The sequence below is a fragment of the Pseudomonas sp. S07E 245 genome, assembly GCF_019599025.1.
GTDB classification, from domain to species: Bacteria; Pseudomonadota; Gammaproteobacteria; order Pseudomonadales; family Pseudomonadaceae; genus Aquipseudomonas; species Aquipseudomonas shirazensis.
The window spans coordinates 3,449,488-3,464,755 of record NZ_CP080625.1; the positions used below are offsets into that span (position 1 = coordinate 3,449,488).

14 protein-coding genes and 2 tRNA genes are annotated in these 15,268 nt (G+C 60.3%); 1 reads left to right on the forward strand and 15 read right to left on the reverse strand.

From position 1 onward, the window contains the following. From rimP to rlmE, 9 genes are all read right to left on the reverse strand, one after another. The gene (rimP, locus tag K3F44_RS15855; protein WP_150571338.1) at positions 1–459 is read right to left on the reverse strand and encodes a ribosome maturation factor RimP; all 459 of its coding nucleotides are present in this window, start codon (positions 457–459) and stop codon (positions 1–3) included. A gap of 130 nt (positions 460–589) precedes the next feature. After that, positions 590–666 (reverse strand) — tRNA-Met (locus K3F44_RS15860). Positions 667–764: 98 nt separating this feature from the next. Continuing rightward, positions 765–850, reverse strand: a tRNA-Leu gene (locus K3F44_RS15865). A 21-nt stretch (positions 851–871) separates the two neighbouring features. Next, positions 872–1,264, reverse strand: a complete 393-nt coding sequence (secG, locus tag K3F44_RS15870) for a preprotein translocase subunit SecG (protein WP_101322157.1) — start codon at positions 1,262–1,264, stop codon at positions 872–874. Positions 1,265–1,268: 4 nt separating this feature from the next. Further along, positions 1,269–2,024 (reverse strand): triose-phosphate isomerase, encoded by a 756-nt coding sequence (gene tpiA / locus K3F44_RS15875; protein WP_101322158.1) that lies wholly within the window; start codon positions 2,022–2,024, stop codon positions 1,269–1,271. 66 nt (positions 2,025–2,090) lie between these two features. Next, the gene (gene glmM / locus K3F44_RS15880; RefSeq protein ID WP_101322159.1) at positions 2,091–3,431 is read right to left on the reverse strand and encodes a phosphoglucosamine mutase; all 1,341 of its coding nucleotides are present in this window, start codon (positions 3,429–3,431) and stop codon (positions 2,091–2,093) included. Between the two features lie 16 nt (positions 3,432–3,447). Beyond that, positions 3,448–4,299 carry a dihydropteroate synthase gene (gene folP, locus K3F44_RS15885; protein ID WP_220632553.1) on the reverse strand — a complete coding sequence of 284 codons (852 nt, stop codon included), beginning with the start codon at positions 4,297–4,299 and terminating at the stop codon, positions 3,448–3,450. 8 nt (positions 4,300–4,307) lie between these two features. Further along, positions 4,308–6,218: an ATP-dependent zinc metalloprotease FtsH gene (ftsH, locus tag K3F44_RS15890; RefSeq protein WP_101322161.1), complete on the reverse strand. Its 1,911-nt coding sequence runs from the start codon at positions 6,216–6,218 to the stop codon at positions 4,308–4,310. 204 nt (positions 6,219–6,422) lie between these two features. Continuing rightward, the gene (gene rlmE, locus K3F44_RS15895) at positions 6,423–7,049 is read right to left on the reverse strand and encodes a 23S rRNA (uridine(2552)-2'-O)-methyltransferase RlmE (protein ID WP_101322162.1); all 627 of its coding nucleotides are present in this window, start codon (positions 7,047–7,049) and stop codon (positions 6,423–6,425) included. A gap of 102 nt (positions 7,050–7,151) precedes the next feature. Between rlmE and yhbY the strand changes: the two genes are divergently transcribed. Then, entirely contained in the window at positions 7,152–7,460 is a 309-nt protein-coding gene (gene yhbY / locus K3F44_RS15900) for a ribosome assembly RNA-binding protein YhbY (RefSeq protein ID WP_101322163.1), read from the forward strand. Positions 7,461–7,472: 12 nt separating this feature from the next. Here yhbY and K3F44_RS15905 read toward each other — a convergent pair whose 3' ends face one another. From K3F44_RS15905 to dnaJ, 6 genes are all read right to left on the reverse strand, one after another. Then, positions 7,473–7,922, reverse strand: coding sequence for an MFS transporter (locus tag K3F44_RS15905; RefSeq protein ID WP_101322164.1), 450 nt, complete (start codon positions 7,920–7,922; stop codon positions 7,473–7,475). Then, a complete protein-coding gene (gene greA, locus K3F44_RS15910; RefSeq protein ID WP_178080796.1) occupies positions 7,900–8,382 on the reverse strand; it encodes a transcription elongation factor GreA in 483 nt (160 codons plus the stop codon). The genes K3F44_RS15905 and greA overlap by 23 nt, the downstream gene beginning before the upstream one ends. Continuing rightward, positions 8,379–11,600, reverse strand: a complete 3,222-nt coding sequence (gene carB / locus K3F44_RS15915; RefSeq protein WP_188036681.1) for a carbamoyl-phosphate synthase large subunit — start codon at positions 11,598–11,600, stop codon at positions 8,379–8,381. Before carB ends, greA begins: the two co-directional genes overlap by 4 nt. A gap of 109 nt (positions 11,601–11,709) precedes the next feature. Next, a complete protein-coding gene (gene carA, locus K3F44_RS15920; RefSeq protein WP_101322166.1) occupies positions 11,710–12,846 on the reverse strand; it encodes a glutamine-hydrolyzing carbamoyl-phosphate synthase small subunit in 1,137 nt (378 codons plus the stop codon). A gap of 299 nt (positions 12,847–13,145) precedes the next feature. Next, positions 13,146–13,952, reverse strand: coding sequence for a 4-hydroxy-tetrahydrodipicolinate reductase (gene dapB / locus K3F44_RS15925; protein WP_150571317.1), 807 nt, complete (start codon positions 13,950–13,952; stop codon positions 13,146–13,148). Positions 13,953–13,965: 13 nt separating this feature from the next. Next, positions 13,966–15,090, reverse strand: a complete 1,125-nt coding sequence (dnaJ, locus tag K3F44_RS15930; protein ID WP_101322168.1) for a molecular chaperone DnaJ — start codon at positions 15,088–15,090, stop codon at positions 13,966–13,968. Positions 15,091–15,268 lie beyond the last annotated feature (178 nt).

A 15,268-nucleotide genomic window follows, 5' to 3' on the forward strand; every position in this document is an offset into this window, starting at 1 on the left:
TCAGTCAAAACTGGGAATAATATTGGCCTTTTCGATCGAGTCGATCGGTAGCAGGAACTCTTGATCATCGACCTGGACGATCACATCCTGTTCCTCCACGCCGCGGAGAAGGCCCTGGAAGTTGCGACGACCCTCGAAGGGTGAACGCAGCTTGATCTTCACTTGTTCGCCGGCATGCGAGGCATACTGTTCAAGCGTGAACAGTGGGCGTTCCATGCCAGGAGAGGACACCTCGAGGGTATATTCGGAAGTGATTGGGTCTTCGACATCGAGAACGCCGCTGACCTGACGACTGACAATTGCGCAGTCATCCACCAGCACGCCGCCTTCCTTGTCGATATAGACACGCAAGACCGAATGCTTGCCCTGGGCGATGAATTCCACCCCCCAGCATTGATAGCCCAGACCCTCGACAACCGGGGCCAACAAGGCCTGCAACTGTTCTAGCTTGCTCGACACCTGAACCCCCTCGTGCATGCTGTGCAAATAAAAAATGGGCGAAGCGCCCATCCCTGAAAGCGCCGTTGGACAACGACGCCAAAACTGTTCGGCTAGCAAAAAGCCCCTGAAAAGGGGCTCCGCTCAAAACTGGTTGCGGGGGCTGGATTTGAACCAACGACCTTCGGGTTATGAGCCCGACGAGCTACCAAGCTGCTCCACCCCGCGACAAAGCTGGGGCGAAAGTATAAGACTGAACCCCTGGCGGGGTCAATCAGACTTCCACCGACAAGAAAGCCCGCTAAAGCGGGCTCTCTTGCTTCAATTGGTACCGAGAAGGGGACTCGAACCCCTACACCCTATGGGCACAACCACCTCAAGGTTGCGTGTCTACCAATTCCACCACCTCGGCAATACTACAATTTGAAACCCGTTACTTCTGCTCTTCGGTTGGAGGAACTACATCACCCGCTGGGGCAGTGTTGCTCTTCTGTTCCTGGAGCACCGGTACATCATCATTAACTGCCGGCTTAGGCTGCTGAACTTCCAATACTGCTGGATTTGGCAAACCTGCTTGAGTCAGCTCGTGAGCCTTCTCCTTTGCGAAGTATCCTAACCCAAGTGCAGTTAAAAAGAAAGTGGCAGCGAGTACAGCAGTGAATTTACTTAGGAAGGTTGCCGAGCCCTGGCTTCCGAACACAGTGTTTGAGGCCCCTGCGCCGAAAGATGCTCCTGCTTCTGCACCCTTACCTTGTTGCAACAAGACCAACGCTACCAACGACAGCGCAGCCAACAGATGAAAAACAACTACGACGGTTTCAATCATTTGATCAGTGTCCTGCGGCGCGACAAATTGCACCGAATTCGTCTGCGTTCAGGGAAGCTCCACCAATGAGCCCCCCATCGATGTCCGGCATGCCGAACAGTTCGGCCGCATTGGCCGCTTTCACGCTACCGCCGTAGAGAAGTCGCATATTATCAGCAACTTCCGCGTCCAGCACCTGCAATTGAGCGCGGATGGCAGCGTGCACATCCTGAGCTTGTTGCGGCGTGGCCGTCAAACCTGTGCCAATCGCCCAAACAGGCTCATAAGCAATTACCGCATTGGCCAAAGCCTTAACACCGCACGCGTCGATGATACTGCTTAGTTGACGCCCAACAACTTCAAGCGTCTTGCCCGCTTCACGCTCTTCGAGGGTTTCCCCTACACAGAGCACTGGCGTTAAACCACCAGCCTGTGCCGCTGCAAACTTGCGATTGAGCACTTCATCTGTTTCGCCAATGATCTGACGACGCTCCGAGTGACCAATCAACACCAACTTGCAACCGACTTCAGCCCACTGACTCGGTGCAACTTCGCCGGTCAGCGCGCCTTGCTCAGGCTGTATAGCAGAATTCTGTGCACCTACGGTAATCCCTTTACCCTGCAGGCCGTTAATCACCTCAGTGACAAACAGCGCGGGTGGAAATACCGCAACTTCGACACCGGCTGGCAGGGACAAATTGCCCAGGCCTTCGGTCAGCTCAGCGACGCTAGCGCGGGTACCATGCATCTTCCAGTTACCAGCTACCATGGGGCGACGCATGCTTTACCTCGTCGGTCAAAGTGGGCGCAGATCTTACCCAACCAGATCTGCGCTGGCAAGAGCCTTTCAAGCACAAACTTCAGCAACCACCTTGGCCAGGGCTTCGGCATGGCCGCGGACCTGACTTTCGTCGTCACCTTCGACCATGACCCGCACCAGCGGCTCGGTGCCGGACTTGCGCAGTAACACACGGCCACGACCAGCCATCGCCTCGGTCGCCTTGGCACTGGCTTCGATCACTGCCGGGTGCTCCAGTGGGTCTGCCTGGCCAGCGGCAAAGCGCACGTTGATCAACACCTGTGGGCACTTGCGCAGGGCCTGACGGGTTTGCGCCAGGTTCTCGCCGCGGCGCTTGAGCGCCATCAGTACCTGCAGCGCTGCGATGATCGCGTCGCCAGTGCTGGTGTGGTTGCAGCACACCACGTGACCGGAGTTTTCGCCGCCGATCAGCCAGTCGCGCTCGGTCAGCTCGGCCATCACGTAACGGTCACCGACCTTGGCCCGCACGAACGGGATGTCCAGGTCCTTGAGGGCCAGCTCCAGGCCGAGGTTGCTCATCAGGGTACCGACCACCCCGCCCTGCAGCTTGTTACGCTCCTGCAGGTCTCTGGCGATGATGAACAGCAACTCGTCGCCATCGACGATGGCCCCGGTATGGTCGACCATCAGCACGCGGTCGCCGTCACCATCGAAGGCAATGCCCAGATCGGCATGACCGACCAGCACCGCCGCCTGCAGCGACTCAATGTGCGTCGAGCCGCAGTTGAGGTTGATGTTGAGCCCGTTTGGCTCGGCATGCAGCACGGTGACATCCGCCCCCAGCTCACGGAACACGCTTGGCGCGACTTTGTAGGTGGCACCGTGGGCGCAGTCGATGACCAGCTTGAGGCCTTCGAAACTGGTGCTGCTGGGCACGCTGCTCTTGCAGAATTCGATGTAGCGACCGGCAGCGTCGTTGATGCGCGAAACCTTGCCCAGCTTGCTCGACTCGACTACCTGCATCGGCTGATCGAGCAGCTCTTCGATCATCAGCTCAACTTCGTCAGGCAGCTTGGTGCCCTGGCCGGAGAAGAACTTGATGCCGTTGTCGTCGTGCGGATTGTGCGAAGCACTGATGACGATCCCCGCCTCGGCGTGGAACGTGCGGGTCAGGTAGGCGATGGCCGGAGTCGGCATCGGCCCGAGCAGCATCACATCGGCGCCGGCCGCAGACAACCCGGCCTCCAGCGCAGACTCGAACATGTAACCGGAAATCCGCGTGTCCTTGCCCACCAGCACGCGGCAGGCGCCCTGCTTGCGGAAGGCCATGCCGGCCGCCCAGCCAAGCTTGAGCATGAAGTCAGGAGTAATCGGAGCGACGCCAACGCGACCGCGGATACCATCGGTACCAAAGTATTTTTTGCTCATAGGAACTCCAATGTTCTTATTCGGCGTTTTGCACGGCAGCGATCATGCGCACCACGTCGACGGTCTCAGCCACATCATGCACACGCAGGATGCTTGCACCCTTGGTCATGGCCAGCGCGGCCAGGGCCAGGCTGCCATACAAGCGCTCACCGACCGGGCGATTCAAGGCCAGGCCGATCATGCTCTTGCGCGAGACACCGACCAGTAACGGCCGCCCCAGGCGATAGAGCGCTTCCATGTGCTTGAACAGGCTGAGGTTGTGATCCAGCGTCTTGGCGAAACCGAAACCGGGGTCGAGCACGATGCGCTCGGCACTGATTCCAGCCGCGGCACAGGCGGCCATACGCTGCTCAAGGTAACGCGTCACGTCGACGGTCACGTCGTCGTAATGCGGGTTGTCCTGCATGTTGTCCGGGTCGCCGCGCATATGCATCAGACACACCGGCAGGCCGGTCGCGGCGGCGGCATCGAGGGCCCCGTCACGCTCCAACGCGCGCACATCGTTGATCAGCCCGGCCCCAAGCCTGGCTGACTCACGCATCACTGCGGGCGTTGAGGTATCGACCGAGATCACCACATCGAGGCGGCTGCTGATTGCCTCGACCATGGGCGCAACGCGCTCGAGCTCTTCGGTAACCGATACCGCACGGGCACCCGGACGAGTCGACTCGCCACCGATGTCGATCAGGCTTGCGCCGGCGGCGACCATGGCTTCTGCATGACGCAGGGCCTCGTCGCGCTGGCTGAAGCGACCGCCATCGGAGAACGAATCAGGGGTGACATTGAGGATACCCATGACATGGGTATGCGACAAATCAAGAACCCGGTTGCCGCAAGGCAACCGGGTCGGGTACAGCTGTGAGGTCATGATAAACCTTAGATTTGAGCCGCTGGACCGCCGATCGGCGACTCCGGACGATCATCCTGGGAGGCCGACGTACCCGATGGACCGGTATCGTTGTTATCCCAATCACGAGGTTCACGCGGGGTACGGCCATTCATGATGTCGTCGATCTGATCGGCATCGATGGTTTCGTACTTCATCAAGGCCTCGGCCATGGCGTCGAGCTTGTCGCGATTGTCGGTGAGAATCTGCTTGGCCGTGGCGTAGCAGTGGTCGATGATGCTGCGCACTTCAGAGTCGATCAGCTTGGCGGTTTCGCCGGAAACGCTGGTCTGCTGTGCACCGGCACTGCGACCGAGGAACACTTCGCCGTCTTCTTCGGCGTACATCAGCGGGCCGAGTTTTTCCGACAGGCCCCACTTGGTAACCATGTTACGTGCGATCTGGCTGGCGCGCATGATGTCGTTGGAAGCACCGGTGGTGACGCCATCGAAGCCCAAGGTCATCTCCTCGGCGATACGGCCGCCGTACAGCGAGCAGATCTGGCTGATCAGAGCACGCTTGGACAGGCTGTAACGGTCTTCCTCGGGGAGGAACATGGTCACACCCAGGGCACGGCCACGCGGAATGATCGAGACCTTGTAGACCGGGTCATGCTCAGGCACGACGCGACCAACGATGGCGTGACCGGCTTCGTGGAAGGCCGTGTTGCGCTTCTCTTTCTCGGACATGACCATGGTTTTGCGCTCGGCGCCCATCATGATCTTGTCTTTGGCCAGCTCGAATTCTTTCATCTCGATGACGCGCTTGCTCGAACGTGCGGCAAACAGCGCGGCCTCGTTGACCAGGTTGGCCAAGTCGGCACCGGAGAAGCCTGGAGTACCACGAGCAATCACAGCGGCATTGACGTTGTCGCCAATCGGCGCTTTGCGCATGTGCACTTTGAGGATCTGCTCACGGCCACGGATGTCTGGCAAACCAACCACAACCTGACGGTCGAAACGACCAGGACGCAGCAGCGCCGGGTCAAGTACGTCAGGGCGGTTGGTCGCGGCAATCACGATGATGCCGTCGTTGCCTTCAAAGCCGTCCATCTCGACCAGCAACTGGTTGAGGGTCTGCTCACGCTCGTCGTGACCACCACCCATGCCGGCGCCACGGTGGCGACCGACGGCATCGATTTCGTCGATGAAGATGATGCACGGCGCGTGTTTTTTAGCTTGCTCGAACATGTCGCGAACGCGGCTTGCACCGACACCCACGAACATTTCGACAAAGTCGGAACCGGAAATGGTGAAGAACGGTACTTTGGCTTCACCGGCAATGGCCTTGGCCAGCAGGGTTTTACCGGTACCTGGTGGGCCTACCATCAGCACGCCACGCGGGATACGGCCGCCCAGGCGCTGGAACTTGCCCGGATCGCGCAGGAACTCGACCAGCTCGCCGACTTCTTCCTTGGCCTCGTCGCAACCGGCGACGTCAGCCAAGGTGGTTTTGACCTGATCTTCCGACAGCAGCCGCGCCTTGCTCTTGCCAAAGCTCATCGGCCCGCCCTTGCCACCGGCACCGCCCTGCATCTGGCGCATGAAGAACATGAACACCGCGATGATCACCAGGATCGGGAAGCTGGCAACCAGCAGTTGAGTCCAGATGCTTTGCTGCTCAGGCTGCTTGCCTTCAACAACCACGTTGTTGTTGACCAGGTCACCGATCAGGCCGTTGTCGGCGATGGCCGGACGCACGGTCTTGAAGGTGTCGCCGTCAGAGCGTTTGCCGGTAATGATGGCGCCGTCGACGGTGACGCGCTCGACCTTACCGTCCTTGACCTGCTGAATGAAGTCAGAATAGTTGAGGGTTTGCGGCTCGTTCGGGCTGGAGAAGTTGTTCATCACCGTCACAAGGACGGCAGCGATGATCAACCACAGGATCAGATTCTTTGCCATGTCGTTCAATTAGCTACCCTCTGAGGCCGGCGCAACGACGCAGCCGTGCCTCGCATGATATTCATCGCCCTAACTTACTACATTACCTGCGCAACCGCAGGCACCGTCTGTAACCCTTTGTGAAACCAGACTACACGAAGTTCGGACGATCCTGACGCAGCGGCTGATTGGAATTACCTATCGGCAGCTGCTCAAGCCGCTATCTCACGCCCCTTTGAAGCCTTTAGCCACCATGTATTGCTCACGGGAGCGATCTCGGGACGAGCTCGGCTTGCGCATCTGTACCTTGTCGAATTTGCGACGCACGTCTTTGAGGAACACATCAAAACCTTCACCCTGGAAGATCTTGATCACGAAATCTCCGCCTGGGCGCAACACCCGAGTGCTCAGATCAAGCGCCAATTCGCAGAGGAACATGGCTTTGGGCATGTCTACCTCAGGCGTACCACTCATGTTGGGGGCCATATCGGAAATCACAAGGTCCACATGCGAATCACCTACCGCGGCAAGAATGCTCTGCAGTACCGAATCCTCGGTAAAATCGCCGTGAATGAAGGTGACATCCGGGATCGAGTCCATCTCGAGAATGTCGGACGCGATCAGGCGGCCCTTGCCACCAATCAGACGACTGGTCACCTGCGACCAGCCACCTGGCGCTGCGCCGAGGTCGATCACGCTCATGCCAGGACGGATCAAACGGTCCTTTTCCTGGATCTCCAGCAGTTTGTAGCTCGCACGCGAGCGGTAGCCGTCCTTCTGCGCCTGTTTGACGAAAGGATCGTTGAAATGCTCTGTCAGCCAGTTCTGGCTGCTTTTGGAACGCTGTACCAAGGGGCACCTCGATGAATAGCTTCGTGATTGACTGGGCGCAGCCACGGGCGCTCGGGTAAAATGGCTTCCAATTTTACAGAATCAGACGAAAAGGGTCAGATTATGCCGCTCAACAACGAGCAGAAGAAGCAGTACAAGTCTATTGGTCACGACCTCAAGCCGGTCCTGATTGTCGCCGGCAACGGTCTTAATGAAGGCGTGATCGCCGAACTGGATCGTGCTCTGGCTGACCATGAGCTGATCAAAGTCGAAATTCGCTCGGAAGATCGCGAAGAACGCAAAGCCGCGATCGCCGGACTGTGCAAGGCTGGCCGTGCTGAACTGGTGCAGACCATCGGCAAAAAAGCGCTGATCTACCGCAAGAACCCACAGCCAAACAAGCAACTCTCGAACATCCACCGCAACAAGTGACGGTGGCTCCGCTCAGCGGCGCGCCTGGCGCGCCCTGACCGGGACGGGCTGGGCTACCAGCACGATGCCGGAAAAGCCCAATACCAAAAAGCAGAACATCTGCCAGCGCTCACCTACGGATATACCGTAGCGTAGCGTGTAATAGCTGACGCAGGCAGCAAAGCCGAGCAACAACATCTGCCCGCGAAACTGCCGCCACCAGGCCGGCAGGCCATCGACCCTCGCCAGCACCGCCAGCTGCACCATCAAACCCAACCAGGCCACGCCGACCAACCAACGGTCGATCTGCGTTGCGACGTCCTGCACCAGCAACGGCGCAAGCCCGGTGACCTTGAGTGCGGGCACCAGCCCTACATGGAATACCCACAGGCCGCCGACCCAGAATACCTGGGACAGCTGCCAGAGAATCCCTTCGAGGGAAGGCGCCCGCAGGCGCCGATCAGATGTGTTTGACTTCGACAATCTCGTACTCGACCGTGCCGCTAGGCGTCTTGATCACGACAGTATCGCCTTCTTCCTTGGCGATGATGGCGCGGGCGATAGGTGCACCGACCGAGAGCTTGCCGAGTTTCACGTTGGCTTCATCTTCACCAACGATCTGATACGTAACGCGCTCGTCGGTTTCGGTGTTGGCCAGCTCGACGGTGGTGCCAAAAATGACCTTGCCCGTATGCGGGATGGTCGTCACGTCGATCACCACGGCGTTTTGCAGACGGCCTTCGATGTCGCGGATACGCGCCTCGACCATGCCCTGCTCCTCACGGGCGGCATGGTACTCGGCGTTTTCCTTGAGGTCGCCCAGCTCGCGCGCTTCACCAATCGCTTGGCTCAGGCGTGGACGCTCGGTCTTGCTCAGAAACAGATGCTCTTCTTCCAGGGCGCGAGCGCCCTGGACGGTCATCGGGTATTTGGTAATGCTCATGCTTTGAGTCCTGCATGCAGATCCTGCAAGCGCCGCACGGTCTTTTCAGGGCCGAACTTCAGCGCTTCACAGATGGCTTCACCGGCCGCAATGGTAGTGGTGCAGTAAATCTTGTGCTGCAGCGCATTGCGACGAATCGAATAGGAGTCGGCGATCGACTGGCGGCCTTCGGTGGTGTTGATGATCAGCGACACTTCGTCGTTCTTGATCATGTCGACCACGTGCGGACGGCCTTCGGTCACTTTGTTCACGCGACGTACTTTCAGGCCAGCGGCTTCGATGAGCTTGGCGGTGCCAACGGTGGCAACCAGCTCAAAGCCGAGGTTGATCAGGTCGCGGGCAACGCCAGCCACTTGTGGCTTGTCGTCGTCACGTACGCTGATGAACGCAGTGCCGCCGGTTGGCAGTACTTCGCTGGCACCCATCTGGGCCTTGGCGAAGGCTTCACCGAAGCTGTCGCCGACACCCATGACTTCACCGGTGGATTTCATCTCAGGGCCGAGGATCGGGTCAACCCCTGGGAACTTGGCGAACGGGAACACGGCTTCCTTGACGCTGTAGAAGTTAGGAATGATTTCCTTGGTGAAGCCGATTTCCTTGAGGGTCTTGCCGGCCATGACGCGGGCGGCAATCATCGCCAGCGAGGTGCCGATGCACTTGGACACGAACGGTACGGTACGCGAGGCGCGCGGGTTGACTTCGATCACGTAGATCTTGTCGCCCTGCAAGGCCAGCTGCACGTTCATCAGGCCAACCACGCCCAGTTCCAGTGCCATCTTCTTGACCTGCTCGCGCACTTCGTCCTGCACATGAGCCGGCAGCGAGTACGGTGGCAGCGAGCACGCCGAGTCACCGGAGTGAACGCCGGCCTGTTCGATGTGCTGCATGATCGCGCCGATAACCACGTCGGTGCCGTCGCAGACCGCATCCACGTCCATCTCGATGGCGCAGTTGAGGAAGTGGTCGAGCAGCACCGGGCTGTCGTTGGACACTTGCACCGCTTCACGCAGGTAGCGCTTGAGCTCGTCCAGTTCGTAGACGATTTCCATGGCGCGACCGCCGAGCACGTACGAAGGACGCACCACCAGCGGGTAACCGATCACGCCGGCAGCGCGGATCGCTTCTTCTTCGCTGCGCACGGTAGCGTTAGGCGGCTGCAGCAGGTTCAGGCGCTGCACCATCTGCTGGAAGCGCTCACGGTCTTCGGCGCGGTCGATGGCGTCAGGGCTGGTACCGATGATCGGCACGCCGGCTTCTTCCAGGGCGCGAGCCAGTTTCAGCGGAGTCTGGCCACCGTAGTGGACGATCACGCCTTTTGGCTTCTCGACGCGGCACACTTCCAGCACGTCTTCCAGGGTCAGCGGCTCGAAGTACAGGCGGTCGGAGGTGTCGTAGTCGGTGGAGACGGTTTCCGGGTTGCAGTTGACCATGATGGTCTCGTACCCGTCTTCACGCAGCGCCAGGGCTGCGTGTACGCAGCAGTAGTCGAACTCGATGCCTTGGCCGATACGGTTCGGGCCGCCACCGAGGATCATGATCTTGTCGCGGGTCGACGGGTTGGCCTCGCACTCTTCCTCGTAGGTCGAGTACAGGTAGGCGGTGTCGGTGGCGAACTCGGCAGCGCAGGTGTCAACGCGCTTGTACACCGGGAACACTTCCAGCTTGTGGCGGTGGCGACGCAGGGTCTTGTCGGTAACACCCAGCAGTACAGCCAGACGCTGGTCGGAGAAGCCCTTGCGCTTGAGGCGCAGCATCAGGTCTTTGTCGATGGCCGACAGGGCCAGGGTCTTGACCTTCTCTTCGTCCTTGATCAGGTCTTCCATCTGCACCAGGAACCAGTGGTCGATACCGGTCAGGGCGAAGATTTCGTCGCAGGTCATGCCCGAGCGCATGGCGTCGGCGACGTACCAGATACGCTCGGCGCCTGGCACGGTCAGCTCGCGCTTGAGGATGCTGGCGGCTTCAGGGCTGCTCAGGTCGACTTTCGGGTCGAGGCCGCACGCGCCGACTTCCAGGCCGCGCAGGGCTTTCTGCAGGGATTCCTGGAAGGTCCGGCCGATGGCCATGACTTCACCGACCGACTTCATCTGCGTGGTCAGGCGGGCGTCGGCTTTCGGGAATTTCTCGAAGGCAAAGCGCGGCAGCTTGGTCACGACGTAGTCGATCGACGGTTCGAACGACGCTGGGGTACGGCCGCCTGTGATGTCGTTGGTCAGCTCGTCGAGGGTGTAACCGACAGCCAGCTTGGCGGCGATCTTGGCGATCGGGAAGCCGGTGGCTTTCGAGGCCAGCGCCGAGGAGCGGGAAACCCGTGGGTTCATCTCGATCACGACCATACGGCCGGTGTCCGGGCAGATACCAAACTGAACGTTGGAACCGCCGGTTTCGACACCAATTTCACGCAGCACCGCCAGCGAGGCGTTGCGCATGATCTGGTATTCCTTGTCGGTCAGGGTCTGTGCTGGCGCCACGGTGATCGAGTCACCGGTGTGCACGCCCATCGGATCGAAGTTTTCGATCGAGCAAACGATGATGCAGTTGTCCTTTTTGTCGCGGACAACTTCCATCTCGTACTCTTTCCAGCCGATCAGCGATTCGTCGATCAGCAGCTCTTTGGTCGGCGATAGGTCGAGGCCGCGAGCGCAGATTTCTTCGAACTCTTCACGGTTGTAGGCGATGCCGCCGCCAGTGCCGCCCATGGTGAACGACGGGCGAATGATGCACGGGAAGCCGAGCTTCTCGAGCACTGCGTTGGCTTCGTCCATGCTGTGGGCGATACCCGAACGCGGGCACTCAAGGCCGATGGCCTTCATGGCCTTGTCGAAACGCGAGCGGTCTTCAGCCTTGTCGATGGTGTCGGCGTTGGCACCGATCATCTCTACGCCGAACTTCTCCAGAACGCCTTCGCGCTCCAGATCCAGGGCGCAGTTCAGAGCGGTCTGGCCGCCCATGGTTGGCAGCAGCGCGTCCGGACGCTCGGTCTCGATGATCTTGGCAACGGTCTGCCATTTGATCGGCTCGATGTAGGTGGCGTCAGCCATGGCCGGGTCGGTCATGATGGTGGCTGGGTTGGAGTTCACCAGAATGACGCGATAGCCTTCCTCGCGCAGCGCTTTACACGCCTGGGCGCCGGAGTAGTCGAATTCGCAGGCCTGGCCGATAACGATCGGGCCAGCGCCGAGAATCAGGATGCTTTTAATGTCTGTACGTTTTGGCATTGGGTGCTCACTCAAATCCGCGGGTCAGTCGGCAAGCCGGCTTGAACATGCTCAGGTCAGGCGCTGCCGGACGCAGCCAGGGCTGGTCCGGGGCCTGGATGGCGAATGCTCAGCGGCGCTTGGCCATGGCATCGATGAAACGATCGAACAGCGGCGCGACGTCAGTCGGGCCTGGGCTTGCCTCAGGGTGACCCTGGAAGCTGAAGGCGCTCTTGTCGGTGCGCTCGATGCCCTGAAGGGTACCGTCGAACAGCGACTTGTGGATCGCCCGCACGTTGCCTGGCAGGGTCGCTTCGTCAACAGCAAAACCGTGGTTCTGGCTGGTGATCATGACAACGCCGGTGTCGAGGTCTTGCACTGGATGGTTGGCACCGTGGTGGCCGTGACCCATTTTCACCGTCTTGGCGCCGGAGGCCAGGGCCAGCAGCTGGTGGCCGAGGCAGATGCCGAACACCGGAATCTCGGTCTCGAGCACTTCCTTGATCGCCTGGATGGCGTAGTCGCATGGCTCAGGATCGCCTGGGCCGTTGGACAGGAACACGCCGTCCGGATTGAGCGCGAGGACTTCGCTGGCCGGCGTTTGCGCAGGCACCACGGTCACCCGGCAGCCACGCGCAACCAGCATGCGCAGGATGTTCAGCTTGACGCCGTAGTCGAAGGCGACCACGTGGTAAGGCAGGTCGGCAGCGGCGATTTCGGCATGGTCGTTGGTTTTCAGGTCCCACACGCTGGAGCGCCACTCGTAACGCGCTTTGGTGGAAACTTCCTTGGCCAGGTCCATGCCCTTCAGGCCCGGGAAGCCGCGGGCAGCTGCGATGGCGGCTTCTTCGCTGATGTTGTCACCGGCCAGGATGCAGCCGTTCTGAGCGCCCTTCTCACGCAGGATGCGGGTCAGGCGACGGGTGTCGATGCCAGCGATGGCAACCACGTTGTGCTCTTTCAGGTACTCGGACAGCGACTGGGTCTTGCGCCAGTTGCTGGCAACCAGCGGCAGGTCACGGATGACCAGGCCAGCCGACCAGACGCGGTCGGATTCTGCGTCGCCCGGGTTGGTGCCGGTGTTACCGATGTGCGGGTAAGTCAGGGTAACGATTTGCTGGGCGTAGGAAGGGTCTGTAAGGATTTCCTGGTAGCCGGTCATAGCGGTGTTGAACACCACCTCTCCAACAGTCTGGCCGTCGGCACCGATGGCTTCACCGCGAAAAATGCTGCCATCAGCAAGGGCGAGTATGGCTGGCTTAGTCAAGAAGACCTCCCGTAAATAAAGCCTGAAAGGGCGATCGCAGGTTGCAAAAAAGCGGAGTGACGTATGGACACGTCACCCCGCTTCATGTGCTGAATATCTCTGCGCGCTTTTAGTGAACACACTAAAGCTGTAGCTTACAGAAATTGATGATTTTGGTCTACCGCGCATGTGTCGAAAATGCACACCAATGCGACAGGCACTTTAATTCCGAGTTGGACCCTTCGCGGGTAAACCCGCTCCCACAGGGATCGCTGTGGGAGCGGGTTTACCCGCGAAGCAGACGCCGCCGACCTTACTGATCAGTGCAGTTCGAGCACATCCTGCATGTCGTACAAACCTGGCTCACGCCCATCCAGCCACAACGCTGCACGCACCGCGCCCTTGGCGAAGGTCATGCGGCTCGAGGCCTTGTGGGTGATCTCGACGCGCTCGCCATCAGCGGCAAACAGCACCGTGTGATCGCCCACGATGTCACCCGCCCGCACAGTAGCAAAACCAATGGTCTTGCGATCACGCGCGCCGGTCTGGCCTTCACGGCCATACACCGCCACTTCCTGCAGATCACGACCCAGCGCCTGAGCAACCACTTCACCCATGCGCAGCGCGGTACCCGACGGTGCATCAACCTTGTGCCGGTGATGCGCTTCGCTGATCTCGATGTCGACCTCGTCACCCATCACCCGGGCAGCGATGTCGAGCAGCTTCAGGCACAGGTTGACGCCAACACTGAAGTTGGCGGCAAACACGATCGGGATGTCTTTACCGGCTTCGGCCAGCAGCAGTTTCTCTTCTGCCGAGAACCCGGTCGTACCAATGACCATGGCCTTGCCCGCCTTGCGGCAGAACGCCAGGTTCTTCAGGGTCACCGACGGGTGCGTGAAGTCGATCAGCACGTCGAACTCATCGGCAACCTTGGCCAGGTCACCCGAGATGGTCACACCGATCCGGCCCAGCGCCGCCAATTCGCCTGCGTCAGCGCCGACCAGCGAGCTGTCGGGCTTGTCGATGGCAGCCGTGAGGCCAGCGCTTGGCGCCTGTTGCTGCACAGCCTCGACGAGGATCTTGCCCATCCGCCCTGCTGCACCCATTACCGCAATACGTCGCATAGCCTGTTCCTTGTCAGAGATCGCCGAAGAAGCGCTTCACACCCTCGAACCAACCGTTGGCCTTGGGCGAATGGGAGCTGTCACCTTCGAGCGAGTCACGCAGCTCTTCGAGCAGCTCACGCTGACGACGGCTGAGGTTGACCGGGGTTTCCACCGCGACCCGGCACAGCAGGTCACCAGCACCACCGCCACGCACCGGCGCGACGCCCTTGCCACGCAAGCGGAACTGCTTGCCGGTCTGGGTGCCTTCAGGGATCCTCAGTTTGACCCGACCATCCAGAGTCGGCACTTCCAGCTCGCCACCCAGGGCGGCATCGGTGTAGCTGATCGGTACTTCGCAGTACAGATGCTTGCCGTCACGCTGGAAGATCGCGTGCTCACGCACGTTGATCACCACATACAGGTCGCCAGTCGGGCCGCCATGGGCACCCGCCTCGCCTTCGCCGGACAGGCGAATGCGGTCGCCGGTATCGACCCCAGCCGGGACCTTGACCGACAACGTCTTGTACTCTTCGACACGGCCTTCGCCGTGGCACGAACCGCACGGGTCGGTGATGATCTTGCCCTGGCCATGGCAGCGCGGGCAGGTTTGCTGCACCGAGAAGAAGCCCTGCTGCATGCGCACCTGGCCGATACCGCCGCAGGTCGGGCAGGTCGACGGGGTCGAGCCCTTCTTCGCACCACTGCCGTCGCACGGCTCGCAGTTGACCAGCGTCGGTACACGGATGTTGACCGTGGTGCCGCGCACGGCTTCTTCCAGGTTCAGCTCGAGGGTGTAGCGCAGGTCGCTGCCGCGTGCGGCGCCACCACGGCCACCACCCCGGCTGCCGCCGAAGAAGTCGCTGAACACATCACCAAAGATGTCGGAGAAGTTGGCGCCACCGAAGCCTGCACCGCCGCCGCCCATGCTTGGGTCGACACCAGCGTGACCGTATTGGTCGAACGCTGCACGCTTGCTCGCATCAGACAGCACTTCGTAGGCCTCGTTGGCCTCCTTGAACATGTCTTCGGATTCTTTGTCGCCCGGGTTACGGTCCGGGTGGTACTTCATCGCCAGTCGGCGGTAGGCCTTTTTGAGGTCACCTTCACTGGCGCCGCGCTCGACCCCCAGGACCTCATAATAATCACGCTTGGACATAGGTCATTTGCACTCTTGTGGGCGTTCGGCAAAGCTCTGCGCGTTCCGCGCCGTGCCGCCAGCACCTGCCGCTACACATGACTCATGCGCCCTGACAGATGCTGTAAAAATTCTCGTATTCCAGACACACCAACGCGGGAGCAAGCCCCCGCGCGGCGACATCCTACCAGCTCAACAC

Excerpts from the sequence above, each read along its gene's own strand:
- secG (WP_101322157.1), bottom strand. The coding sequence starts at position 1,264 with ATGATTGAAACCGTCGTAGTTGTTTTTCATCTGTTGGCTGCGCTGTCG.
- tpiA (WP_101322158.1), bottom strand. The coding sequence starts at position 2,024 with ATGCGTCGCCCCATGGTAGCTGGTAACTGGAAGATGCATGGTACCCGC.
- glmM (WP_101322159.1), bottom strand. The coding sequence starts at position 3,431 with ATGAGCAAAAAATACTTTGGTACCGATGGTATCCGCGGTCGCGTTGGC.
- folP (WP_220632553.1), bottom strand. The coding sequence starts at position 4,299 with ATGACCTCACAGCTGTACCCGACCCGGTTGCCTTGCGGCAACCGGGTT.
- ftsH (WP_101322161.1), bottom strand. The coding sequence starts at position 6,218 with ATGGCAAAGAATCTGATCCTGTGGTTGATCATCGCTGCCGTCCTTGTG.
- yhbY (WP_101322163.1), top strand. The coding sequence starts at position 7,152 with ATGCCGCTCAACAACGAGCAGAAGAAGCAGTACAAGTCTATTGGTCAC.
- greA (WP_178080796.1), bottom strand. The coding sequence starts at position 8,382 with ATGAGCATTACCAAATACCCGATGACCGTCCAGGGCGCTCGCGCCCTG.
- carB (WP_188036681.1), bottom strand. The coding sequence starts at position 11,600 with ATGCCAAAACGTACAGACATTAAAAGCATCCTGATTCTCGGCGCTGGC.
- dapB (WP_150571317.1), bottom strand. The coding sequence starts at position 13,952 with ATGCGACGTATTGCGGTAATGGGTGCAGCAGGGCGGATGGGCAAGATC.
- dnaJ (WP_101322168.1), bottom strand. The coding sequence starts at position 15,090 with ATGTCCAAGCGTGATTATTATGAGGTCCTGGGGGTCGAGCGCGGCGCC.